The 20,740-nt window shown below is 73.8% G+C and carries 19 protein-coding genes and 1 riboswitch; of the genes, 8 read left to right on the forward strand and 11 right to left on the reverse strand.

The genetic code is table 11. From position 1 onward, the window contains the following. Positions 1-125 precede the first annotated feature (125 nt). Positions 126-473 carry a winged helix-turn-helix transcriptional regulator gene (locus tag ACZ4V6_RS32150; RefSeq protein ID WP_467834355.1) on the reverse strand — a complete coding sequence of 116 codons (348 nt, stop codon included), beginning with the start codon at positions 471-473 and terminating at the stop codon, positions 126-128. 126 nt (positions 474-599) lie between these two features. On the opposite strand from ACZ4V6_RS32150, the gene ACZ4V6_RS32155 reads away from it, so the two are divergent. The 3 genes from ACZ4V6_RS32155 (at position 600) to ACZ4V6_RS32165 (ending at position 3,719) form a co-directional block, all read left to right on the forward strand. Next, a complete protein-coding gene (locus ACZ4V6_RS32155) occupies positions 600-1,454 on the forward strand; it encodes an NAD(P)H-binding protein (protein WP_467834201.1) in 855 nt (284 codons plus the stop codon). 125 nt (positions 1,455-1,579) lie between these two features. Further along, positions 1,580-2,638 (forward strand): EamA family transporter RarD, encoded by a 1,059-nt coding sequence (rarD, locus tag ACZ4V6_RS32160; protein ID WP_467834203.1) that lies wholly within the window; start codon positions 1,580-1,582, stop codon positions 2,636-2,638. A gap of 127 nt (positions 2,639-2,765) precedes the next feature. Then, on the forward strand, positions 2,766-3,719 hold the full coding sequence (locus ACZ4V6_RS32165; protein WP_467834205.1) for a M28 family metallopeptidase: 954 nt from the start codon (positions 2,766-2,768) through the stop codon (positions 3,717-3,719). Between the two features lie 10 nt (positions 3,720-3,729). Here the strand turns inward: ACZ4V6_RS32165 and ACZ4V6_RS32170 are convergent, their stop codons facing one another. Then, positions 3,730-5,118, reverse strand: a complete 1,389-nt coding sequence (locus ACZ4V6_RS32170; protein WP_467834206.1) for a tetratricopeptide repeat protein — start codon at positions 5,116-5,118, stop codon at positions 3,730-3,732. Between the two features lie 282 nt (positions 5,119-5,400). Here ACZ4V6_RS32170 and ACZ4V6_RS32175 point away from each other — a divergent pair, with 282 nt between their 5' ends. Continuing rightward, the gene (locus ACZ4V6_RS32175) at positions 5,401-6,003 is read left to right on the forward strand and encodes a flavodoxin family protein (RefSeq protein ID WP_467834208.1); all 603 of its coding nucleotides are present in this window, start codon (positions 5,401-5,403) and stop codon (positions 6,001-6,003) included. Here ACZ4V6_RS32175 and ACZ4V6_RS32180 read toward each other — a convergent pair. The 4 genes from ACZ4V6_RS32180 to ACZ4V6_RS32195 form a co-directional block, all read right to left on the reverse strand. Further along, a complete protein-coding gene (locus ACZ4V6_RS32180) occupies positions 5,993-6,940 on the reverse strand; it encodes an ABC transporter permease (protein WP_467834210.1) in 948 nt (315 codons plus the stop codon). The genes ACZ4V6_RS32175 and ACZ4V6_RS32180 overlap by 11 nt on opposite strands. Beyond that, the gene (locus ACZ4V6_RS32185) at positions 6,927-7,910 is read right to left on the reverse strand and encodes an ABC transporter ATP-binding protein (RefSeq protein ID WP_467834212.1); all 984 of its coding nucleotides are present in this window, start codon (positions 7,908-7,910) and stop codon (positions 6,927-6,929) included. The genes ACZ4V6_RS32180 and ACZ4V6_RS32185 overlap by 14 nt, the downstream gene beginning before the upstream one ends. 35 nt (positions 7,911-7,945) lie before the next feature. Beyond that, positions 7,946-9,160, reverse strand: coding sequence for a LolA family protein (locus ACZ4V6_RS32190; protein WP_467834214.1), 1,215 nt, complete (start codon positions 9,158-9,160; stop codon positions 7,946-7,948). 254 nt (positions 9,161-9,414) lie between these two features. Beyond that, positions 9,415-10,425, reverse strand: coding sequence for a polyprenyl synthetase family protein (locus tag ACZ4V6_RS32195; RefSeq protein ID WP_467834215.1), 1,011 nt, complete (start codon positions 10,423-10,425; stop codon positions 9,415-9,417). 732 nt (positions 10,426-11,157) lie between these two features. Next, positions 11,158-11,323, forward strand: a riboswitch (cyclic di-AMP (ydaO/yuaA leader). A gap of 1 nt (position 11,324) precedes the next feature. Here ACZ4V6_RS32195 and ACZ4V6_RS32200 point away from each other — a divergent pair. After that, positions 11,325-11,816, forward strand: coding sequence for a transglycosylase SLT domain-containing protein (locus ACZ4V6_RS32200; RefSeq protein ID WP_467834217.1), 492 nt, complete (start codon positions 11,325-11,327; stop codon positions 11,814-11,816). A gap of 61 nt (positions 11,817-11,877) precedes the next feature. Here the strand turns inward: ACZ4V6_RS32200 and ACZ4V6_RS32205 are convergent, their stop codons facing one another. Beyond that, positions 11,878-12,687, reverse strand: a complete 810-nt coding sequence (locus tag ACZ4V6_RS32205; protein ID WP_467834219.1) for an HAD family hydrolase — start codon at positions 12,685-12,687, stop codon at positions 11,878-11,880. 234 nt (positions 12,688-12,921) lie between these two features. Here ACZ4V6_RS32205 and ACZ4V6_RS32210 point away from each other — a divergent pair, with 234 nt between their 5' ends. The 3 genes from ACZ4V6_RS32210 to ACZ4V6_RS32220 are packed head-to-tail and all read left to right on the forward strand — an operon-like array spanning position 12,922 to position 16,151. Continuing rightward, a complete protein-coding gene (locus ACZ4V6_RS32210) occupies positions 12,922-13,986 on the forward strand; it encodes a GNAT family N-acetyltransferase (protein WP_467834221.1) in 1,065 nt (354 codons plus the stop codon). A gap of 30 nt (positions 13,987-14,016) precedes the next feature. Continuing rightward, complete coding sequence (locus ACZ4V6_RS32215) at positions 14,017-15,324, forward strand: glycosyltransferase family 2 protein (protein WP_467834223.1); 1,308 nt, start codon at positions 14,017-14,019, stop codon at positions 15,322-15,324. Further along, positions 15,321-16,151, forward strand: a complete 831-nt coding sequence (locus ACZ4V6_RS32220) for a polysaccharide deacetylase family protein (protein ID WP_467834225.1) — start codon at positions 15,321-15,323, stop codon at positions 16,149-16,151. Before ACZ4V6_RS32215 ends, ACZ4V6_RS32220 begins: the two co-directional genes overlap by 4 nt. 16 nt (positions 16,152-16,167) lie before the next feature. Here the strand turns inward: ACZ4V6_RS32220 and ACZ4V6_RS32225 are convergent, their stop codons facing one another. The 4 genes from ACZ4V6_RS32225 to ACZ4V6_RS32240 form a co-directional block, all read right to left on the reverse strand. Then, positions 16,168-17,289, reverse strand: coding sequence for a glycosyl hydrolase (locus ACZ4V6_RS32225; protein ID WP_467834227.1), 1,122 nt, complete (start codon positions 17,287-17,289; stop codon positions 16,168-16,170). Next, entirely contained in the window at positions 17,286-17,726 is a 441-nt protein-coding gene (locus tag ACZ4V6_RS32230) for a hypothetical protein (RefSeq protein WP_467834228.1), read from the reverse strand. Before ACZ4V6_RS32230 ends, ACZ4V6_RS32225 begins: the two co-directional genes overlap by 4 nt. A 27-nt stretch (positions 17,727-17,753) precedes the next feature. Beyond that, complete coding sequence (locus ACZ4V6_RS32235; RefSeq protein ID WP_467834230.1) at positions 17,754-19,781, reverse strand: glycosyltransferase; 2,028 nt, start codon at positions 19,779-19,781, stop codon at positions 17,754-17,756. Between the two features lie 81 nt (positions 19,782-19,862). Continuing rightward, positions 19,863-20,546 carry a hypothetical protein gene (locus ACZ4V6_RS32240; RefSeq protein ID WP_467834232.1) on the reverse strand — a complete coding sequence of 228 codons (684 nt, stop codon included), beginning with the start codon at positions 20,544-20,546 and terminating at the stop codon, positions 19,863-19,865. Positions 20,547-20,740: the final 194 nt, after the last annotated feature.

Consider the following 20,740-nt stretch of genomic DNA (forward strand, 5'->3'; position numbering starts at 1 on the left):
TGGCCGACCAGCTCGACACCGCCGTCGAACAGAACGGCAAGGGCGACCTCGCCGCCCTGCTCGCCGGCGGCGACACCTGGACCGTCGCCGGCTGAGAGCCGTACCGCTCCACGAGGCCCGGGTCTTCAGACCCGGGCCTCGTCGTATGCCCGGCGCGCCCGCGCGACGTCGTCCATCCGCTCCTTCGACCACCGGGCCAGGCCCGCCACCTGCTCGGCCGCCTCCCGGCCGAGATCCGTCAGGGAGTAGTCCACCCGCGGCGGGATCACCGGCTTGGCGTCCCGGTGCACCAGGCCGTCGCGCTCCAGGGTCTGGAGCGTCTGGGTCAGCATCTTCTCGCTGACCGTCCGGCCCTGCCGGGAGACGGCGCGCCGCAGCTCGCCGAAACGGTACGGGCGGTCGATCAGCTCCATCAGGACCAGGACGCCCCAGCGACTGGTGACGTGTTCCAGGACGAGCCGGTACGGGCACATCGCCTCGCGGCTGACGCTTACTTCCACAGCCGTACCTTACTTGAAAGTGGGTACTATCCATAAGTTAGCGCCCCTCCTAGGGTGAGTGACAGAGAAGGACGTCACCGCACGAGGAGTACGCAGATCATGAGCATCGTCGTCACCGGAGCCACCGGACGCCTTGGCCGCCACGTGGTGGAGCAGCTGCTGGAGAAGGTCCCGGCCGACCAGGTCACCGCCGTCGTGCGCAGCGAGGAGAAGGGCGCCGGCCTCGCGGGGCGCGGCGTGCGGATCGCCGTGGCCGACTACAACGCGCCCGAGACCTTCGACGGCCTGTTCTCGGCGGGCGACAAGGTACTGCTGATCTCCGGCAACGAGGTCACCAAGGACCGCCCCGGGCAGCACAAGGCCGTCATCGACGCCGCCGCGGCGGCGGGCGTCGCGCTGCTGGCGTACACGAGCGCCCCCAGCGGTCTGACCGCCTCCCTCGCCGACGACCACCGCGCCACCGAGAAGGTCCTGCTCGCCTCCGGACTGCCGTGGGTGATCCTGGGCAACGGCTGGTACCACGAGAACCACACGGAGAACCTGACCCAGGTGCTGGAGCGGGGTGCCGTCGTCCAGGCCGCCCGCGAGGGCCGCATCTCCTCCGCCTCGCGCGCCGACTACGCGGCCGCCGCCGTCGCCGTACTGACCGGCGAGGGGCACGAGAACACGCGGTACGACCTGGGCGGCGACGAGGCGTGGAGCTTCGCCGAGTACGCGGCCGAGGTGAGCCGGCGGGCGGGCCGCGAGGTCGCCTTCCGTCCCGTGTCCGTCGAGGAGTACGTCCGCGCCCTGGTCGGCGCCGGGGTGCCCGAGCCGATGGCCGAGGTGCTGGGCGGCGTGGAGGCGTCCACCGAGAAGGGGGAACTGGTCGTGACCACCGGCGACCTGTCCCGGCTCATCGGCCGTCCGACCACCCCGGTCGCCGACGCGATCGAGGCCGCCCTCCGGGGCTGACACCTCCGACGGCCGCCTGTCATGACCGTATGACGGTACGGACATGACAGGCGGCCGGGTGCGGCGCTACCGTCGTCCTGGCACGTCCCCGTCCCCGGCGTGCCGTAGGCGAGAAGGAGGTGCCCGTGGCCGGGTCGTCCAGGAGTGAACAGCGCATAGGCCTGCTGAACGGCTTCGCGGCGTACGGGATGTGGGGGCTCGTCCCGTTGTTCTGGCCGCTGCTCAAGCCGGCCGGGGCCGGGGAGATCCTGGCCCACCGGATGGTGTGGTCCCTCGCCTTCGTCGCCGCCGCCCTGCTCGTCGTACGGCGCTGGGCGTGGGCCGGCGAGCTGCTGCGGCAGCCGCGCAAGCTGGGCCTGATCACCGTGGCCGCGGCGGTCATCACCGTCAACTGGGGCGTCTACATCTGGGCCGTGAACAGCGGCCACGTCGTCGAGGCGTCCCTCGGGTACTTCATCAACCCGCTGGTCACCATCGCGATGGGCGTGCTGCTGCTGAAGGAGCGGCTGCGGCCCGCGCAGTGGGCGGCGGTCGGCACCGGCTTCGCGGCCGTGCTCGTGCTCACCGTCGGCTACGGCCGGCCGCCGTGGATCTCCCTCTGCCTCGCCTTCTCCTTCGCCACGTACGGGCTGGTGAAGAAGAAGGTCAACCTCGGGGGCGTCGAGTCGCTGGCCGCCGAGACGGCGATCCAGTTCCTGCCCGCGCTCGGCTACCTGCTGTGGCTGGGCGCGCACGGCGGCTCCACCTTCACCACCGAGGGCGTGGGGCACGGCGCCCTGCTCGCCGCGACCGGCGTGGTCACCGCGATCCCCCTGGTCTGCTTCGGCGCGGCGGCGATCCGCGTGCCGCTGTCCACGCTGGGCCTGCTCCAGTACCTGGCCCCGGTCTTCCAGTTCCTCCTGGGCATCCTCTACTTCGGCGAGGCCATGCCGCCCGAGCGCTGGGCCGGCTTCGCACTGGTCTGGCTGGCGCTCACGCTGCTCACCTGGGACGCCCTGCGCACCGCCCACCGGACCGCCCGGGCCCTGCGGGCCCAGCTGGACAGGGCCGGCACCGGCGTGCCGGCGGAGAAGGGGGACGGCACGCGGGACGCGGGCATCGTGGCCTGCGGAGGACCGGCACCGGACGCCGCTCCCGCGGAGCCCGCGTCCGCGCAGCTCGACACCCCGACCGGGAAGCCGTAGCCCGATATGCGCGACGCCGTGGCCGAATAGCGTTCTTGACGGGACGTCAGCCGGGGCCACACCATCCAGGCACCCCATTCACCGGGAGTCCTCCCCAGGGACTCCCCAGGAATCCGGAGCCCCCCACATGAAGGTTTCCGTTTCCGGGCGTGCGCTGGCGGCCGGTGCCGTCGCCGTCGCCACCCTGATCACCGGCGGTTCCGTGGCCGGCGCGGCGCCCGCCCCCGAGGGGGCCGCCGCGGTCGCCGCACCCGACATACCGGTGGCCAACGTCAAGGCCCACCTGGCGCAGCTCCAGTCGATCGCCACCGCGAACGGCGGCAACCGCGCCCACGGCCGCCCCGGCTACCAGGCCTCGATCACCTACGTGAAGGCCAAGCTGGACGCCGCCGGGTTCACCACCACGGTCCAGCAGTTCTCGTCCTCCGGCCGCACCGGCTACAACCTCATCGCGGACTGGCCCGGCGGCGACACGAATCAGGTTGTCATGTCCGGGTCACATTTGGACAGCGTCACCGCGGGCCCCGGCATCAACGACAACGGCTCCGGCTCCGCGGCCGTCCTGGAGACCGCGCTCGCCGTGGCCCGCACCGGCTACCACCCCACCAAGCACCTGCGCTTCGCCTGGTGGGGCGCGGAGGAGCTGGGGCTGGTCGGCTCCCGCTACTACGTCAACAGCCTCGGGTCCGCCGGCCGCGCGAAGATCAGCGGGTACCTGAACTTCGACATGATCGGTTCGCCCAACCCCGGCTACTTCGTCTACGACGACGACCCCGTGATCGAGAAGACCTTCAAGGACTACTTCGCCGGGCTCGGCGTCCCGACCGAGATCGAGACCGAGGGCGACGGCCGCTCCGACCACGCGCCCTTCAAGAACGCGGGCGTCCCCGTCGGCGGCCTCTTCAGCGGCGCCGACTACCGCAAGACGTCCGCGCAGGCGACCAAGTGGGGCGGCACCGCGGGCCAGCCGTTCGACCGGTGCTACCACTCGTCCTGCGACACCACCGCCAACATCAGCGACACGGCCCTGAACCGCAACAGCGACGCCGTCGCGTACGCGGTCTGGCAGCTGTCGCAGTAGCGCCGGCGGGTCAGTCGGCCCGGGCGCGCGCGTGGGCGCGGGCGCGTTCGGCGAGGCGGCCCATGCGGGTGCGGGCCGTCTCGAGCCGCCCGGCGTCCTCGGCGGCCGGACCCGCCCCGGCGGCGAGTTCGCTCCACAGGCCGATCAGATCACGCCCCAGCTCCAGCCCCTGTTCGGGGTCGCGCACCGCACGCCAGGCGGTGGCCGCGCTCTGGACGTTGCCGTAGGCGGCCTCCGCGTCACCGGTCCGGTGGTGGATGCCGGCCAGGTCCAGCGAGAGCCGGAAGGCGCGTCCCGGATCGCCCGACAGGTAGGCGATGTACGCGGTGAGCTCGCGGAGCCGGAGCACTTCCGGGTGCTCCGGCCCCAGCGTGTCCGAGGCCTCGGTCACCGTCCGCTCCGCGAGTCGCGCCGCGTCCCGCGTACGTCCCTCCCTGACCGCCTCGTTGATCCGCGCCGTGGGCTCGGCGAGGAGGGCGGGAGCGGTGGCGTCGCCGGGCGCGGTGAGCGGCGCGTCACCGAGCACGGCCTCGGCCACGGCGTCGAAGCCGCGGGCGGGGGTGGGCGTGGGCCTGGGGTCCACGTCGGGGCCGGGGGCCGGCCGGGTCGGGCCGGCCGGAACGGGGACGGGGGCGGGGGCGGGCACGGATACCGCGCCCTCGAAGACGCTGGGTATGGCGACGGGCCGTGCGGGAACGACGGGCGCCGGACCGGCGGGCGCGGGGACACCGGACGGCGCGGGGGCGCCGGGCGCGGCCGCACCGGAAACGGACGCTCCGGGCGCGGGCGCACCGGCCCGAGGAGCCTCGGGCGCGGGGACACCGGCCGTGGCACCGCCGCCCACGGGTGCCGTGTCCATCGGGGGCGGGGGGCCGAACACCCCCGTCGGCGGCGCCACCGTGCCCGGCGACGTGCCCCCGGCGGGCTCGGGCAGGGCGCGCAGGGTGAACGTGGGCGCGGCCCCGCCGGACGGCGCCGGCCGCGGCTCGGGCACCGCGGGGGCGCCGGGAACCGAGGCGGACCGGACCGCGGGGGCCGCCGGGACCGCCGCCGAGGCCGCCGGAGCGCCGGCGGTGCCCTCCACGCCCTCCGTCGCACGGGGTGTCGGTACCGGCTTCCCGGCGAGGTGGCTGGAGCCGTCCGGGTCGACCCGGAGCCGGACGACGCAGCCGATGCGCTCGTCGTGGATCGTGGCGAGGACGGGCCGGCCCGCCGTGCGGGCGGCGCGGTGGAGGCGGTCCAGGACGGCGTGCCGGATCTCCTCACCGGGGGCCGCGACGACCGGGACGCCGTCGACCGAGGCGCCGCACGCGTCACCGTCGGCCCCCGGTACCCGGACGTCGATCGGGCGCTCGGCGCGCTGCTGGTCCCGCTGCCTGTCGCGGCCGAGTCGAGACATCGTCCCCCCACTCATAGGCGGCTTCCGTCGGCGGTTTCGCTTCCCTGCCGTCCAGAGCCTGTCATACCGGTCGTTCACCTGCCGTCGAGTCTCTCCGCTCGCTCGCGATTCTCACGTCACCGCGGTGTCACAGGCTCGTTCCAGGAGGTCACGCCCGTGCGGTGCGTCGCTCCGGGGCGCCCCGCACGCCACTGCCCGGGCATCACTCCGGACTCTGGATGCATGTGCATATAATGCAGGTGCTGGTATTTCGCGCACGCCGGAAAACCCCTGGGGGTCACCATGAGCCGCCGCTTCCTCTTCCTGCTCGGCAGCAGCCGCCCCGACGGCAACACCGAGCTGCTGGCCCGCCGCGCCGCCGAACAGCTGCCCGCGGACGTCGAGCAGCGATGGATCAGCCTGGCCGAGCACCCGCTGCCCGAGTTCGAGGACCTGCGGCACGACAGCGACCACACCCGCCCCACCGAGGGCGACGCGGCCCTGCTGCTCGACGCCACGCTCGCCGCGACGGACCTCGTGATCGCCTCGCCGCTGTACTGGTACTCGCTGTCCGCCCCGGTCAAGCGCTACCTCGACCACTGGGCCGGCTGGCTGCGCACCCCCGGTCTCGACTTCAAGGCGACCCTGGCCGGCCGCACCCTGTGGGGCGTCACCGCGCTCGCGCACGAGGAGCAGGAGGTCGCCGACCCGCTGATCGGCAGCCTGAACAACTCGGCGGCGTACATGGGCATGCGGTTCGGCGGGGTCCTGCTCGGCAACGGCAGCAAGCCCGGTGACGTCCTGCGCGACACCGACGCGCTGGCCCGCGCCAAGACCTTCTTCGCCCGGGAGGCGCCGCTCGCCCGTTTCCCGTACGAGCGGACGGACGTCCCGGCTACGAGGTGATGTCCTTCGCCGTGAACCGCGCCCAGGCCGCCGAGCCGAACACCGCCGCGTACAGGGCCTGGAGGCCCAGGTTCCTCACCAGGTCGTCCCAGTAGACCGGCTCGCGCATCAGGTCGGCGAAGGACAGCCAGTGGTGCGAGAAGAAGTACGGCCGCAGGGCGTCCAGCTGGGGGATCTGGTCGAGGATCTGGACGGTGATCAGCAGCCCGACCGTGGTCGCCATCGCCGCGATGCCGCTGCCGGTCAGCGTCGAGACGAACAGGCCGAGGGCCGCCACGCCGACGAGCGAGGCGGCGACGGCCAGGGCGATCAGCAGGGCCCGCCCCAGTCCCTCGGCGTACGTGATGCGGGTGCCGGAGATGGTGGTCAGGTCACCGAGCGGGAACAGCAGCGCCCCGACCGCGAGCGCCGAGACGGCGACCACGAGCGTGGCCGCGAGGCAGAAGACGATCACCGTCGCGAACTTCGTGAGCAGCAGGCGGGTGCGCCCGGCCGGGGCGACCAGGAGGTAGCGCAGCGTGCCCGCGCTCGCCTCGCCCGCGATCGCGTCGCCGGCGACCACGCCGACGGCCATCGGCAGGAAAAAGGGAAGCGTCGCGGCGAGCGCGGTGAAGACCAGGAACAGTCCGTTGTTGCTGATCTGCGAGAGGAACGCCGGCCCCTCTCCCCCGCCGCCCCGGCCCCCGCCGCCGAAGGACGAGCCGTCACCCGTCTCGATCTTCACGGCGATCCCCACCAGGACCGGCACCGCGGCCAGCACGCCCAGCAGGGCGAGGGTGCGCCAGCGCCGGAAGGTGATCAGCAGCTCGCTGCGGAGCAGCCCCGAGGACCACAGGCGGCTCGGCGCGCGCACGACGCCCGCCCCCGTGCCCACGTTCCCGTCGGCCGCTCCCCCGGCCCGGTCCGCCCCGGCCGGTGACGCCTCAGCCCGCGACATCGAAGCCCTCTCCCGTCAGCGCCACGAACGCGTCCTCCAGGGAGGCCCGTTCCACTCCGAAGCCGCGGACGCGCACGCCGGCCGCGACCAGCGCGGCGTTCAGGTCGGCGAGGTCGCCGCCCGGCGGCTCCGCCGTCACCCGGTCCTCGGCGACGGCCACGTCCCCGGCACCCCGTTCCTTCAGCACCCGGGCCGCCTCCCCCGCGTCCGGCGTAGTCACCACCAGCCGGCCGCGCGCCCCGGCCGCCAGGTCGGCGACCGCGCCCTGGGTGATCAGCCGTCCCCGCGCCATCACGGCCGCGTGCGTGCACACCTGCTCGATCTCGTCCAGCAGGTGGGAGGAGAGGAAGACGGTCGTGCCGTCCGAGGCCAGCTCGCGCACGAGGGTGCGGATCTCGCGCATGCCCTGGGGGTCGAGCCCGTTGGTGGGCTCGTCCAGCACCAGCAGGCGGCGCGGCCGGAGCAGCGCCGCCGCCAGACCGAGGCGCTGCTTCATGCCGAGCGAGTACGCCTTCGCCTTCTTGCCCGCGGCGGCCGCGAGGCCCACCCGGTCCAGCGCCGCCCCGACGCGCTCGCGCCGGGTGCGCGGGTCGGCGGTCGGGTCGGCGGCGTCGTAGCGCAGCAGGTTGTCGCGGCCGGAGAGGAAGCCGTAGAGGGCCGGGCCCTCGATGAGGGCGCCGACCTGGGGCAGCACGGTGCGGGCGGCGCGCGGCACGGGCCGGCCCAGCACCCGTGCCGTGCCCGAGGTCGGCTCGATCAGGCCCATCAGCATGCGGATGGTGGTGGTCTTGCCGGAGCCGTTGGGGCCGAGGAAGCCGAAGACGCTGCCCGCCGGGACGGTCAGGTCCAGGCCGTCGACGGCGAGCTGTCCGCCGCGGTAGCGCTTGGTGAGCGCACGGGTGGCGATGACGGCGTCATCCGCGCTCCCCCGGCCCGGACGCTCAGGTTCCGCGGCGGACGGTTCACCCATCGGCTCCCTCTCCTCGTCGTGCGGGTGGTCCTGTTCTACTGCGCGGCGTCGGCCGCCTTCACCAGCGCGTCCTTGGTGACCGCGCCGGCGTAGACCTTGCCGTCGTCCGTGACCAGGGCGTTGACCAGGCGGGTCGTGAAGACCGTGCCCGAACCGAAGTCGCCCTTGACCTGTTCGCCGAAGGAGCCCAGGAAGCCGCCCAGGTCACCGCCCGCGGAGGCGGTGGGCAGGCCCTGGCCGCCGGTGTCGAAGGCGGCGATCGAGCTCCAGCCCTCGCCGACGACCTCGAGGCCGTCCAGGCCCCCGGCGGGGGCGCCGCCGGCCTCGTGTCCCCGCCGCGGGGCCTTGGGCGCCTCGTCGCCCTCGGTGACCTTCGCGCCCTCGGGCGGGGTGAAGTCGAACGTCGACGCGTCCGGCTTCGCGAAGCTGACCTTGGTGAAGCCCGCGTCCACGACGGCGGCGCCGCCGCTCGACGGGGTCAGCGTGAACTTCAGCGGCATGCCGGTCCTCGCGTCCACGGCCACGCTGATCGCGCCGACCGTGGAACCGGACTGCCGGGGCTTGATCACCAGCCGGTACGCGTCCCGGCCGGCCACCTGCGCGGTGCCGTCGACGGTCACGGACGTGGTGTCGTCGACCGCCTTGAGCGCCTGCTCGGTGAAGTCCTTCGGGGTGGCCGGCGTCCTCTCCGCGGGCCGCCCGGCGCCGGGGGACGTGGTGGAGTGGTAGACCTCGTTGGACCTGCTGTCGTAGCCCCAGACGTCCTTGCCGTCGTGGATCAGGCTGTACTCGGCGGCGTCCTCCAGCAGCGACAGCTTCTGCCGGTCGGGGCCGTCGGCCGCGACGCGCAGCGTGTGGGAGCCGCTCACCAGCCCGGTGAGCTTGGCGGACGGGTCGGCGGAGGAGCCGCCGTCGTCGCCGCCGCCGGCACCCGGGCCGCCGGACATGCCGGACATCAGTCCGCTCTCCAGGCCGCCGAGGTCCGGCAGGCCCAGGTCGGTGCTGATCCTGACGGTGCCGGACAGCTGCTGGACGTCCGACTCGGCGATCTTCTGGATGAGCTGCTGGGCCGTCACCTCGGGCAGGTCCGGGTCGCCGGAGTCGGCGAGCGCGGGGACGAGCCCGATCGTGGCGGCCGCCACGCCCATTACCGCGACCGGGACGACGTACCGCGCGGCCCTGCGCCGTGCGGCGCGCGCCCCCTCGCCCTCCCCGGCGGTCGTGTTGTCGTCGGAATCGATCGGTGCCATGTGTGCCCTACCTCCGTCGTCGGCGGCGGCTGTCTCACGGCCTCGCACGTGTTCACCCGTGAGCCGCCATTCTCACCCGAATCGGTGAGGAGTGGTGGTTTTCCGTGGTGTCCATCTGACCAAATCGGTCAGGGAGAAGCGTCAGACCGCGGGCTCAACTCCGCGTACTCCTGCGGGATGACACGGAGGGGTGGGGCCTCCCCCGGCCGGCAGAGGGAGGGGCGCCGCGCCGGGGGGCGCGGGACGGCCGGGGGTCAGCCGGCCCGGTGCACCACCGCGTCGCACAGCTCGATCAGCGCGGCCTTCGCGTCGCACTCCCGCAGCGGGGCCAGCGCCGCCCGGGCCTCCTTCGCGTAGCGGACGGTGTCCGCGCGCGCCTGCTCCAGCGCGGGATGGGCGCGCAGCAGGCGCAGCGCCTCGGCGTGCCGCGCGTCGTCGCTCAGGTCGGAGTCCAGCAGCTCGCACAGGGCGACGTCCTCGGCGAGCCCCAGCCGGGCCGCCCGTTCGCGCAGCCGCAGCACCGGGAGGGTCGGGATGCCCTCGCGCAGGTCCGTGCCGGGCGTCTTGCCCGACTCGTGGGAGTCGGAGGCGATGTCCAGGACGTCGTCCGCGAGCTGGAAGGCGACGCCGAGCCGCTCGCCGTACTGGGTCAGCACGTCGACGACCGTCTCGTCGGCACCGGACATCATCGCGCCGAACCGGCAGGAGACCGCCACCAGCGATCCCGTCTTGCCGCCGAGCACGTCCAGGTAGTGGTCGACCGGGTCCCGTCCGTCCTGGGGTCCGGCCGTCTCCAGGATCTGGCCGGTGACGAGCCGCTCGAACGCCAGGGCCTGCACCCGGACCGCCTCGGGCCCGAGGTCGGCGAGGATCTGGGAGGCGCGGGCGAACAGGAAGTCGCCGGTGAGGACCGCGACCGAGTTGCCCCAGCGGGTGTTCGCGCTGGGCACGCCGCGGCGCACGGTCGCCTCGTCCATCACGTCGTCGTGGTAGAGCGTGGCGAGGTGCGTCAGCTCCACGACCACGGCCGAGGGCACGATGCCGGGCGCGTAGGGGTCGCCGAACCGGGAGGCGAGCATCACCAGCAGCGGACGGAACCGCTTGCCGCCGGCCCGCACCAGGTGCTGGGCGGCCTCCGTGATGAACGGCACCTCGCTTTTGGTTGCCTCAAGCAACCCTTCCTCGACGGCCGCCAATCCGGTCTGGACATCGGCTTCCAGAGCCTGGTCCCGCACGCTCAGCCCGAACGGCCCGACGACGGTCACGAGGGGTCTCCTGTCTGCTGGTGTCTACTGGCGATTACCTGGCTTGTCGATAGGTCGCTGCCACCACTCAAGTCAGCGTATCCGGTCACGTTTCGATCACCGCTAGCGCCCACCGTTACAGGCCGGTCGGTATCAGATCATGCGTGGCATGTTTTTGATCAGGCGATATGAGCAGATATCGTCCGACATCGCCAGAAAGGTGCGACACGGGACACGGAGCACGGAAGCCGCCACCGAAGATCCCACCACCCCTCCCGGCGGACCGCACCCCGAGAACATCACCCGTTCGGCATCCGCGCCCCCGTCCCGAACGGATGCCCGCCCGGCGCGAGGGGACACCGGAAGGGCCGCCGACGGCCAGGTGCGGCACGGGGTGCGCGCGTCCGGCCGGCCGCCCGGCCGGCGTCCGGTCCGCGCCCCACGCCGAAGCGACTCCGACCGGCGGCCGGTTGGCCACTAGTTGGCCCTAATGCCCGATTTGCCGCGCTTGTTGGAAGCAGTGAGTTGGCTCACGCCGCCGCGTCCGCCCGCTCCCCGCCGCGAGGACCCCCACCCCTTTGCCCCGTAGGGGAGTTGAGGCTTGGCACTCGCAAAGGATCAAGTACCTCAAATGCCCCAGAACAAGGTCAACAAGCACGTCGGGTGATTCCTGCACTTGTTTCGGACATGTGCTCTCGCATACGTTCCCGGCCTGTCAGGCGGACGCCGAATCCTGCCACCGCCCGACACACAGTCATCCACTCGACACACTCGCAGGCAGGAGCGGGGGACCCAGGTAAGCCGCCGTGCCGGACACCACCGGCGCGGCTCGGGGTGAAGCCGTACCCGTCAGGGCACGGCCGGGCACCTCCCCGCCCGAACCCGACAGCTCACCTCGCAGGCGTAGGAGAGGGACACACATGCCTGCCAACGGTCAGAACCGTCACGCCCGAACCGGCCGCCTCGCCCGCACGCTCGCCGTCGCCGGCACCGGCGTCGCCGTGCTCGCCCTGCCGCTCGTCGGTGCCGCCACCGCGTCCGCCGCCACCCCGGCCGCCACGACCACCGCCGTCACCGCGACGACGGCGTACCCGGACAACCTCGACGGCTGGATCCGCGAGTCGCTGGACATCATGGCCCGGCACGGGATCCCCGGGACGTACGACGGCATCCACCGCAACGTCATGCGGGAGTCGTCCGGCAACCCGCTCGCCATCAACAACTGGGACGTCAACGCCGTCAACGGCACCCCGTCCAAGGGCCTGCTCCAGGTGATCGACCCGACCTTCCGGGCGTACCACGTCCCCGGCACCTCCTGGGACTCGTACGACCCGGTCGCCAACATCACCGCCGCCTGCAACTACGCGGCCGCCCGGTACGGCTCCATCGACAACGTCTTCGGCGCGTACTGAGCCACCCCGCGCTCCATGACATGACCGGATGAACCGGTCCACACCGACACGCGGCGGCGTGTCAGGAGGTTCCGAAGATCCGCTCGAGGACGACGGCCACGCCGTCGTCCTCGTTCGTCGTGGTGACCTCGTCGGCGACCGCCTTGAGTTCGGGGTGGGCGCCCGCCATGGCGACCCCGCGGGCCGCCCAGTGGAACATGGGGATGTCGTTGGGCATGTCGCCGAAGGCGATCGTCCGCCGCCGGCTCAGCCCGAGGCGTTCGGCGGCGAGCGCGAGACCGGTCGCCTTGGTGACCCCGCACGGCTGGAGCTCCACCGTCCCCGGCCCCGACATCGTGACCGTGGCGAGGGAACCGACCACCGCGCGCGCCGTGGCGGCCAGCTCGTCGTCGGACAGGTCGGGGTGGCGCAGCAGCACCTTGCTGATCGGCTCGCTCCACAGCTCGTCGCGCCGCTCCACCCGCACCGCGGGCAGGGTCGGGTGGGGCATCAGGTAGCCCGGCTCGATGAGCGTCAGCCCGTCGACGCCGTCCTGGTCGACCGCGGCGTACACCTCGCCGACCTCCGCCTCGATCTTGCCGAGCGCGGCCTCCGCCAGTTCCCGGTCCAGGGTGACCGACCACAGCATCCGGTGCGCGCCGGCGTCGTACACCTGCGCGCCCTGCCCGCACACCGCGAGCCCCGTGCAGCCGAGGCCGTCGAGCAGGGAGCGCACCCTCGGTGCCGGCCGCCCCGTCACCACCAGGTGCCGCGCCCCGGCCCGGGCCACCCGCGCCAGCGCGGCCAGCGACCGGTCGGAGACGGTGTCGTCGCCGCGCAGCAGCGTTCCGTCGAGGTCGGTGGCGACGAGGGCATATGCGGTGCGGTCCATGATCAGAGAATACGGACACCGCACCCGCCCGACTCACCCACGACCGGATGCGCACGAGGACGTTCGCAGGTGTCCGAAACCTGTCGCATCACCGGCTAAAGGCGGTTAAAGGCCTGTGCACCAGTTGGCAACAACATGCTCTGCCTTCTACCCTCCGGGCGGCCCCGGGGGTACCTTCCTGTTGTCCAGGGGGGACTTGATCGGGGGGTCGGGTTGAACGGCGGACGTGTACGCGTGCTCAGGCCGGAGGAGCTGGGCGAGGGGGAGCGGGAGGGCTGGCGCGCGCTGCGCGCCGCATCGAGGTCGCCGCGCAATCCGTTCATGGAGCCGGAGTTCACCGACGTCGTGGGCCGGGTGCGGCCCGGGGCGCGGGTGGCGGTGCTGTACGAAGGCGGCGAGGCCGCCGGTTTCCTGCCGCACGAGCGCGGTCCGCTGGGCCAGGGCCGGGCGATCGGGCTCGGGGTCTCGGACTGCCAGGGCGCGGTGCTGCGGCCGGGCCTCGCCCCGGACACCCGCCAACTGCTGCGGGCCTGTTCCCTGTCGAGCCTCGCGTTCGACAACCTGGAGGCCGAGCAGAACCTGTTCGTGCCGTACGCCGCCGAGGAGCACGCCACCTACGTCATCGACGTGGAGAAGGGGTACGAGGCGTACGAGAGCGTGCTGCGCACGCAGTCGCCGAAGTTCCTGAAGACCACCCTCGCCAAGGAGCGCAGGCTGGGCCGGCAGGTCGGGGACGTGCGCTTCGTGTTCGACGAGCGTGAACCGGCGGCGCTGCGCACGCTCATGGAGTGGAAGTCGGCGCAGTACCGCAGGACGGGACGCCGGGACCGCTTCGCGCAGGAGTGGATCACCCGGCTCGTCGGACGGCTCGCCGAGACCCGGGCGCCGCAGTGCACGGGCACGCTGTCCGTGCTCTACGCCGACGGCCGGCCCGTCGCCGCCCACTTCGGGCTGCGCTCGGCGTCGGTCCTGGCCTGCTGGTTCCCGGCGTACGACCCGGACTTCGCGAAGTACTCGCCGGGGCTGGTGCTGCATCTGCGGATGGCCGAGGCCGCCGCCGCCGAGGGCATCGGCCTGCTCGACATGGGGCGGGGCGCGGCGGAGTACAAGGACTCGCTGAAGACCGGGGAACTGCCCGTGTACGAGGGGACGGCGACGCGTCCGGGGGCCGGCGCCGCGCTGCAGTGGCTCGGCCGCGAACCGGCCCGCCGCGCGCACGGTTTCGTGCGCGACCGGCCGCGGCTGGCGGCACTGGCGGCGCGCACGCTGAAGGGGGCGGCCCGGCTGCGCCGGTCGTGACGGAGGGGCAACCACGAGGGGGTGGGGCGCATGGCCGGAGCACGGCGTGCGCGGCAGGAGACACGGCGGGAGATCGAGAGATTCCTGAGCACCGAGCCGGTGCAGGTCGCCGAGCTGGACCTCGGCGACGGGGAGGAGGAGGCCGGCCTCAGGCCGGGGCCGGGTAGTCCGCCGGTGGCGTCCGGCCCGGTGTTCGTCCTGGTCCGCAGGGCGGGGCGGCCCGTCGGCACGCTGCTGGGGCGGGTGCCGGAGGGTGCGGACCCGACGCGGACGCTGGCGGGGCTCGCCCGGCGGCTGCACCCCGGGGCACCGCCCGGGCCCGCGTCCGCCCCGCTGCACGGGCCGCCGTCCGTCAGCGTCGTCGTCGCCACCCGGGAGCGCGCCGGGCAGCTCGCCCGCGCGCTCGACTCCCTGCTCGCGCAGGACCATCCGGACCACGAGGTCGTCGTCGTCGACAACGCCCCGGTGACCGACGAGACCCGCGAGCTGGTCGAGCGGAAGTACGGCGAACGCGTGCGGTACGTCCGCGAACCGGTTCCCGGGCTGGCGGTCGCGCACAACCGGGGCCTCGCGGCCGTGCGGAGCGAGGTGGTCGCCTTCACCGACGACGACGTGGTCGCCGACCCGCGCTGGCTCACCGAGCTGACCACGCCCTTCGCCGCCGATCCGCGCCTGGCGTGCGCGACCGGCCTGATCCTGCCCGCCCGGCTGAGCACCCCGGCCCAGGTCCTCCTGGAGAGCCACGGCGGCTTCGCGAAGGGCTTCACCCCGCGCACGTACGACCCGGAGCGCCCGCCCGCCGGCGAACCGCTGTTCCCGTTCACCGCGGGGCGCTTCGGTTCCGGCGCCAACATGGCCTTCCGTACGGCGGCGCTGCGCGCGGTCGGCGGTTTCGACCCGGCGACCGGCGCGGGCACGCGCGCGCGGGGCGGCGACGACCTCTACGGCTTCGTGCGCGTTCTCGCCGAGGGCGGGCGGCTGCACTACACGCCGACGGCCCTGGTGTGGCACCACCACCGGGAGACCTGGCGGGACCTGGAGACCCAGGCGTACGGCTACGGCGCGGGGCTCACCGCGTACCTCACGGCGATCCTGGTGAACCGGCCGGCGCTGCTGCCGGCGTTCCTCGCGCGGCTGCCGCGCGGGCTGGCCCACGCGCGCGGGCTGACGGCCGTCCGCGACACGGACGGCGGCGGCGCACCGGGCGCCCACGACGAACGGACCCATCCGTGGCCACGGCGGCTGTCGCGGCTGCAGCGCAGGGGCATGCTGTACGGGCCGGCCGGCTATCTGCGCGCGCGGCACGCCCTGCGGACCGCTGCCAGGGGGACGAGATGACGACGACGGGCGCCCGGGGCGGGGGCGCGCCGGACGGGGGCGTCGTTCCCGTCCTCCTCTACCACGCCGTGATGGAGGACCCGCCCGGCTGGATCGCCGAATTCACCGTCCGTCCCAAGGAGTTCGCCGCCCACCTCGACGCGATCGCCGACAGCGGACGGACCCCCGTCACCATCGGCGCGGTCGCCGACCACTTCGCCGGGCGGGCGTCCCTGCCGCCCCGGCCCGTGCTGCTGACCTTCGACGACGGCTTCGCCGACCTGCCGGGGCCCACGGCCCAGGCGCTGGCCGACCGCGGACTGCCGGCCACCGCCTACCTCACCACCGGGGCCGTCACCCCGGACGGCCGCAGCCTGCTGCCGCCCGCGCCGATGATGAGCCTGGACCAGGCCGCCGAACTGGAGGCCTCCGGCATGGAGATCGGCAGTCACACCGTCACCCACGCCCAGCTCGACACCCTGTCCGCCAAGGACCTGGCGTACGAACTGCGCACGTCGAAGGCCGTGCTGGAGGACGCCCTCGGTCACCCGGTCCGCCACCTCGCCTATCCGCACGGCTACAACAGCCCCCGGGTGAGGGCCATGTCGGCCCGCGCCGGCTACGAGACGGCCACCGCCGTGCGGCACGCGCTCAGTTCGCACCGCGACGAGCGGTACCGCATCGCCCGCCTCATCGTGCGGCGCGGCCACACCGTCGCCGACGTCGAGGCGTGGCTGGCGGGCGAGGGCGCCCGCGTCGCGCCCTACCCCGACGCGCCCCGGACGGTCGTGTGGCGGTGGTACCGGCGGGGGCGCGCGCTGCTGCGCGGCCCCGAGTTCGCGGGGTGACGAGGGACGGGGCCGGTCATCCGCGCGGCTGGTTGAGGTACGGGTCGCCGGCCGCCCCGCGCAGGGCGGCCCACGCCTCGTCGCCCGCCACCGACAGATCGCAGTGCGGCCCCGGGTCGCGGTAGTTCCACTGGAGGGCGGCCTTGACGCCCTCCAGGTTCTCGAGCACCCGGGGCACCTGCGCGTACCAGCCGGCCTGGCGGCCGGGCCGGTCCGGGTCCGAGGCGGTGCCGAACTCCGAGAGCATCAGCGGCTTGTCGTCGGAGACGTGGCGGCGGATCCAGTCGTGGCTGGCCTGCTGCGTCTCGGCGAAGGTCAGCCACTTCGCCTTGTGGCACAGGTAGTAGTTGTACTGGTTGTAGCCGATCCAGTCGACGTACGCGTCCCCCGGGTACATGCTCCGGAACCGGTCGGCGTGGTCCAGGTAGCCGGTGATGATCCAGGTCCACACCACGTTGTCGACGCCCAGCGCGCGGAACCGGTCGTGGATGTGCCGGTACGCCCCGACGTACTCCGCCGGGGTGCCGTTCTCCGGGGTGCGGGTGTCCATCTCCAGGTCGAAGGAGAGGAAGACCTTCTTGCCGGTGCGCTCCCCGTACTCCTTGATCCGGCGCGCCTGGACGTCGATCACGGAGTCGTCCAGCTCACCGTCGGCTATCTGCTTCCACGTGGGCTGCTGCCGCTCGGTGCCGCCCCACCACTTGCTCTCCCAGGACAGCAGCAGCATGCGGTCCTCGCCGACGCGCTGCTCCTGCTCGGTGAGCAACTGGCCCTCCAGGCGGGTGCCGGTGACCGCGGACATGTCGTGGTACGTGTACACGATGTCGAGCTTGCGGCCCACGCGTTTCTCGTAGGCACCGACCTTGTCGGCCAGGTCGGACTTGTCGTGCGGCACGAAGGCGCCGAACCAGGCGCCGCAGGGCGGTACCAGGAGCGCGGTGGGGCGGCACTTCGGGTCGTCGGCGGGGCCCGCCGGCCCGGAGGCCTCGCGCAGGGCGAGCACCGCGATCAGCACCGCGCAGGTGGCCGTGACGGAGGTGACCAGCAGCCGTCGCCGGCCGGTGCCCCTCGGCCTGCGGTGCTGACCGGTCGTCGTCGGTTTCCCGGAAGTACGGCGGACGGGTCGGGCGAACCTCACGGAGCGGAACCCTTTCGTGCTCCCGGCACGGTGTCCGGCGTCGGGGAGGCGCGCAGGCGCGGGCAGAGCGCGGCGAGCGTGGTCAGCATGGTCAGGGCGAGCAGCGTGCGGTCCCCGCTGAAGGCGCGCGCCGCGATCAGCACCGTCGCGACGAGCACGGCGGCGCTCACGCTGAGCAGGACCGCCAGCATCAGCCGTTCCAGCAGGTCGGAGTGGCGTTCGAAGTCCGCGTCGTGCCGCTCCACGGGCCCCTCCGCCCGGCGGGCGCGCATCGCGGGTCCGAAGATCCTGACCAGGGCGGCGCCCGGGCCGACGGCGAGGAACAGCGCGACCGCCGCCCCGCGCGGCGGTGAACCGTCGGGCAGGGCGAGCGCGGCCAGCGCCAGCCAGCCGCCGAACGCGGGCAGCATGCGGACCACCAGGTCCTGGGGTGTCATGACCGGTTCCCTCCTCGGCTCATCGGCTCAGCCCGCCGGTTCCAGGACGTAGAGCACGCCGGCGTCGTTCTCCGCCACGCGGGCGAAGCGCGGCGAGGCCGCGACGGACTCGCGGATCCGGGTCAGCTGGGCGCGGTCGAGCTGCCCGTTCATCTCCGAGTTGGCCATCTGCCCCTGGGTGAGCAGGAAGTAGGCCCGGGCCGGCCGCTCCACCGCGGCCATGTCGCGGGCGAGGGTGGCGGCTGGGTCGCGCACGATCTCGTCGACGTGCCGCCGGTCGTCGTCGAGGAACCAGTAGTGGTCGACGCGCCAGTACGCCTCGTGGGCCAGCGGGTAGTTCCGGTTGGCGGCGACGACGAGGGAGCCGTCGGGGGCCTGGTCGAAGAGCTGCTGGACGAGGGCCACCTCCCGGGGCGGGAAGTAGTTGACGCGGTCCTTGCCTGAGTAGCTCGGCACGAACGCGAGCGTCCCCGCGAGCAGGGCGAGCAGCGGCGCCCACACGGCGGGACGCGGGACGGACGCGGCGAACCGGCGCCGGCCGGCGGCGGGGCCCTCGGCGGGCCGCCCGGTCCCGGCGGTCTCGGCGGCCAGGGTGCGCACCCTCGGCAGGAGCGCGGCGGCGGCGAAGAAGGCGGCCCCCGGCAGCATGAACATCAGCACCCGGAAGATCATCTCGCTGCCGTAGCTGCTCGCCGCGAACATCGGCAGCGGGGCCGCGGCGAGCAGCAGCAGCGGCAGCGCCCGGCGCCGCAGCACCCGCTGGCGCAGCACTCCGGCCAGCGCCAGCAGCAGGACGGAACCCGACAGCAGCCGGGCCGCCCAGGAGGTCGCCACCGCGCCGGTGCCGGTGGGCGTGGCCCCGTACCCGGTCTCGACGTTGGCGCCGACGTCGCCGATGGAGCGGATCATGTCCGGCATCGCGGCGGACAGGAAGGGCAACGCCGCCGTGAGGCACCAGGCCAGGAAGATCACGACCGTGGTGACCGGGGGGACCCAGTCGCGGTAGCGGCGCGTGCAGGCCAGGGCGACGAGGGAGACGACGAGCATGCCGGGCGTGAGCTGGTGCGAGACGACGATGGTGGTGACCAGCACGGTGAGCAGCACCGTCCACACCGCCTGGCCCTGCCGGCCCGGCCGCCCGCCGGGCCGTCTGCCGTACCGGCGCAGGACGACGGCCAGGACGCCCAGGTGCAGGGCGAAGGCGACGGACTGCGGGGAGAAGTAGTCCTGGCCCACCCAGTTGGCGACGGAGAACAGCCACACGGCCGTCCAGATCAGCCTGCGGTCCTGGGTGAAGGTGCGGTAGATCAGCAGCAACGGGAGCAGCAGCATCAGACTGGAGACCAGTGGCCACCACGCCATGTACATCGCGGCGTTGTCCACGCCCAGCAGTCGCACCAGCGCCGCCTGGGCGGCGAAGAAGCCGGGCCACTGGTCGTAGACGGCCATGTCACCGAGTCGGTCGGCGCCCTGGAGCCCGCCGGAGGTGAGCAGGTGGTCGATGACCGCGTCGTGCTTCCACGCCCAGGCGTACAGCGGGGTCGGATAGAGGACGGCCTGCGTGGCCCGCTCCATCACCAGCAGCGCGAGGACGTACGCGAAGGACCAGCCGTTCCCGCGGCGCGGGTCGCGGACCGTGAACCAGAAACCGGTGGTGAGCACCACGAGGCCGGCCCAGAAGGCGGGGTGCAGGGCGGTGACCAGGCCGTAGTCGTCGAGGCGCGACACGTCGGTGCGCCGCGTCGCGAAGCCCCACAGGGCGAGCGCCACGAGCAGGGCGGCGGCGGGCGGGGCGAAGGCGGCGCGCGCCCGCCGGCCGGCGGGGGCCGGCGCGGCCGGGCCCGGGACGGGTGACCGGGGGGTGGTGCCGTGCTCCGGGCGGGCGGACACGTCGTCCGAGGCCGTGCCGGCCGACTCCTGCGAGGTGCGGGAGCCGGTCTCGTGCTCGGAGCCCGTCCCGGGCCCGGGGGCCGTCCCGGCCACCGGCGCGTCCGTGTCGGGGCCCGGCTCGTCCGTGTCGGGGCCCGGCTCGTCCGGGATCTCCCGCCCGGGCACAGGCTCTGGCGCTGATCTCTCCCGTGGAGTTGCTGGCGGACGCACGACGGTTCCCCCCTGGCGGTTCGGCTCTGTGCTCGATCAGTCCCTGGACGTGTCGTTCGGTCTGCTGCGGTGCGCGCGTCCGGTCACGGCCGCCGGGCGGCGCGGTGACAGGACCAGGACGGCGAGGACGAGCAGCAGGAGCAGAGGCGGAGCGGCCGGCGCGAGCTCCTGCCGCCAGACCCAGCCCGCCACGGCGGCGAGGTACAGCACTCCCCAGCGCCCCTGCCACGACAGCCGCCCGCCGGCCTTGGCGAGCAGTGGCCACAGCACCACCGGACACAGCGACTGCAGGACGAGCGGCGCCCAGCGCAGAAGGGGGCCAGGACCGCCCAAGCCCACCGCATCCGCCAGAAAACCGGCCATCTTCTCGTACAACGCCCCGTCGACCGGCTGCGGTTCCCGGCCGAGGGCGACGGGTGCGGCGTACAGCGCGAGCACGGCGGAGCCCAGCGCGGCGCCGGGCAGCCGGGGGTCGGGGCGGGCGTACAGCGTCACGGACGCCGCGAACACCACGAGCAGGGCCGCCCCCGCGACGAGTGCCGCCGGCGGCAGCCCCCGCAGGAGTTCGCGCCCGGTGGGTCCGGCTGCCGCCCTCGACCCGTCCGTCAGCCAGGGGAGTTCGCGCAAGGAGGCCCAGAAGACCAGGGTGGCGGCGGCGAGCAGAACCCACAGGGCGTTCGCCAGGCACCGCTGGGGGCGGGCGCCGGCGTGGCCTTCCACGGGGCCGTCGGTCGCCGTCGCGGGGGCGGACGCCCGGTCCGGGACGGGGTTCGGCGCGGGGTCCGGCCCGGGCGCGGGTGCGGTGCCGGGCGCGGGACCCGGTGCGGGGCCTCTTCCGGAAGCGGACGCGGGAGCCGACGCGGAATCCGTAACCGGGCCGGAGACGGACGCGGGAGCCGACGCGGAATCCGTGA

Source organism: Streptomyces sp. NPDC029152, from assembly GCF_055564355.1.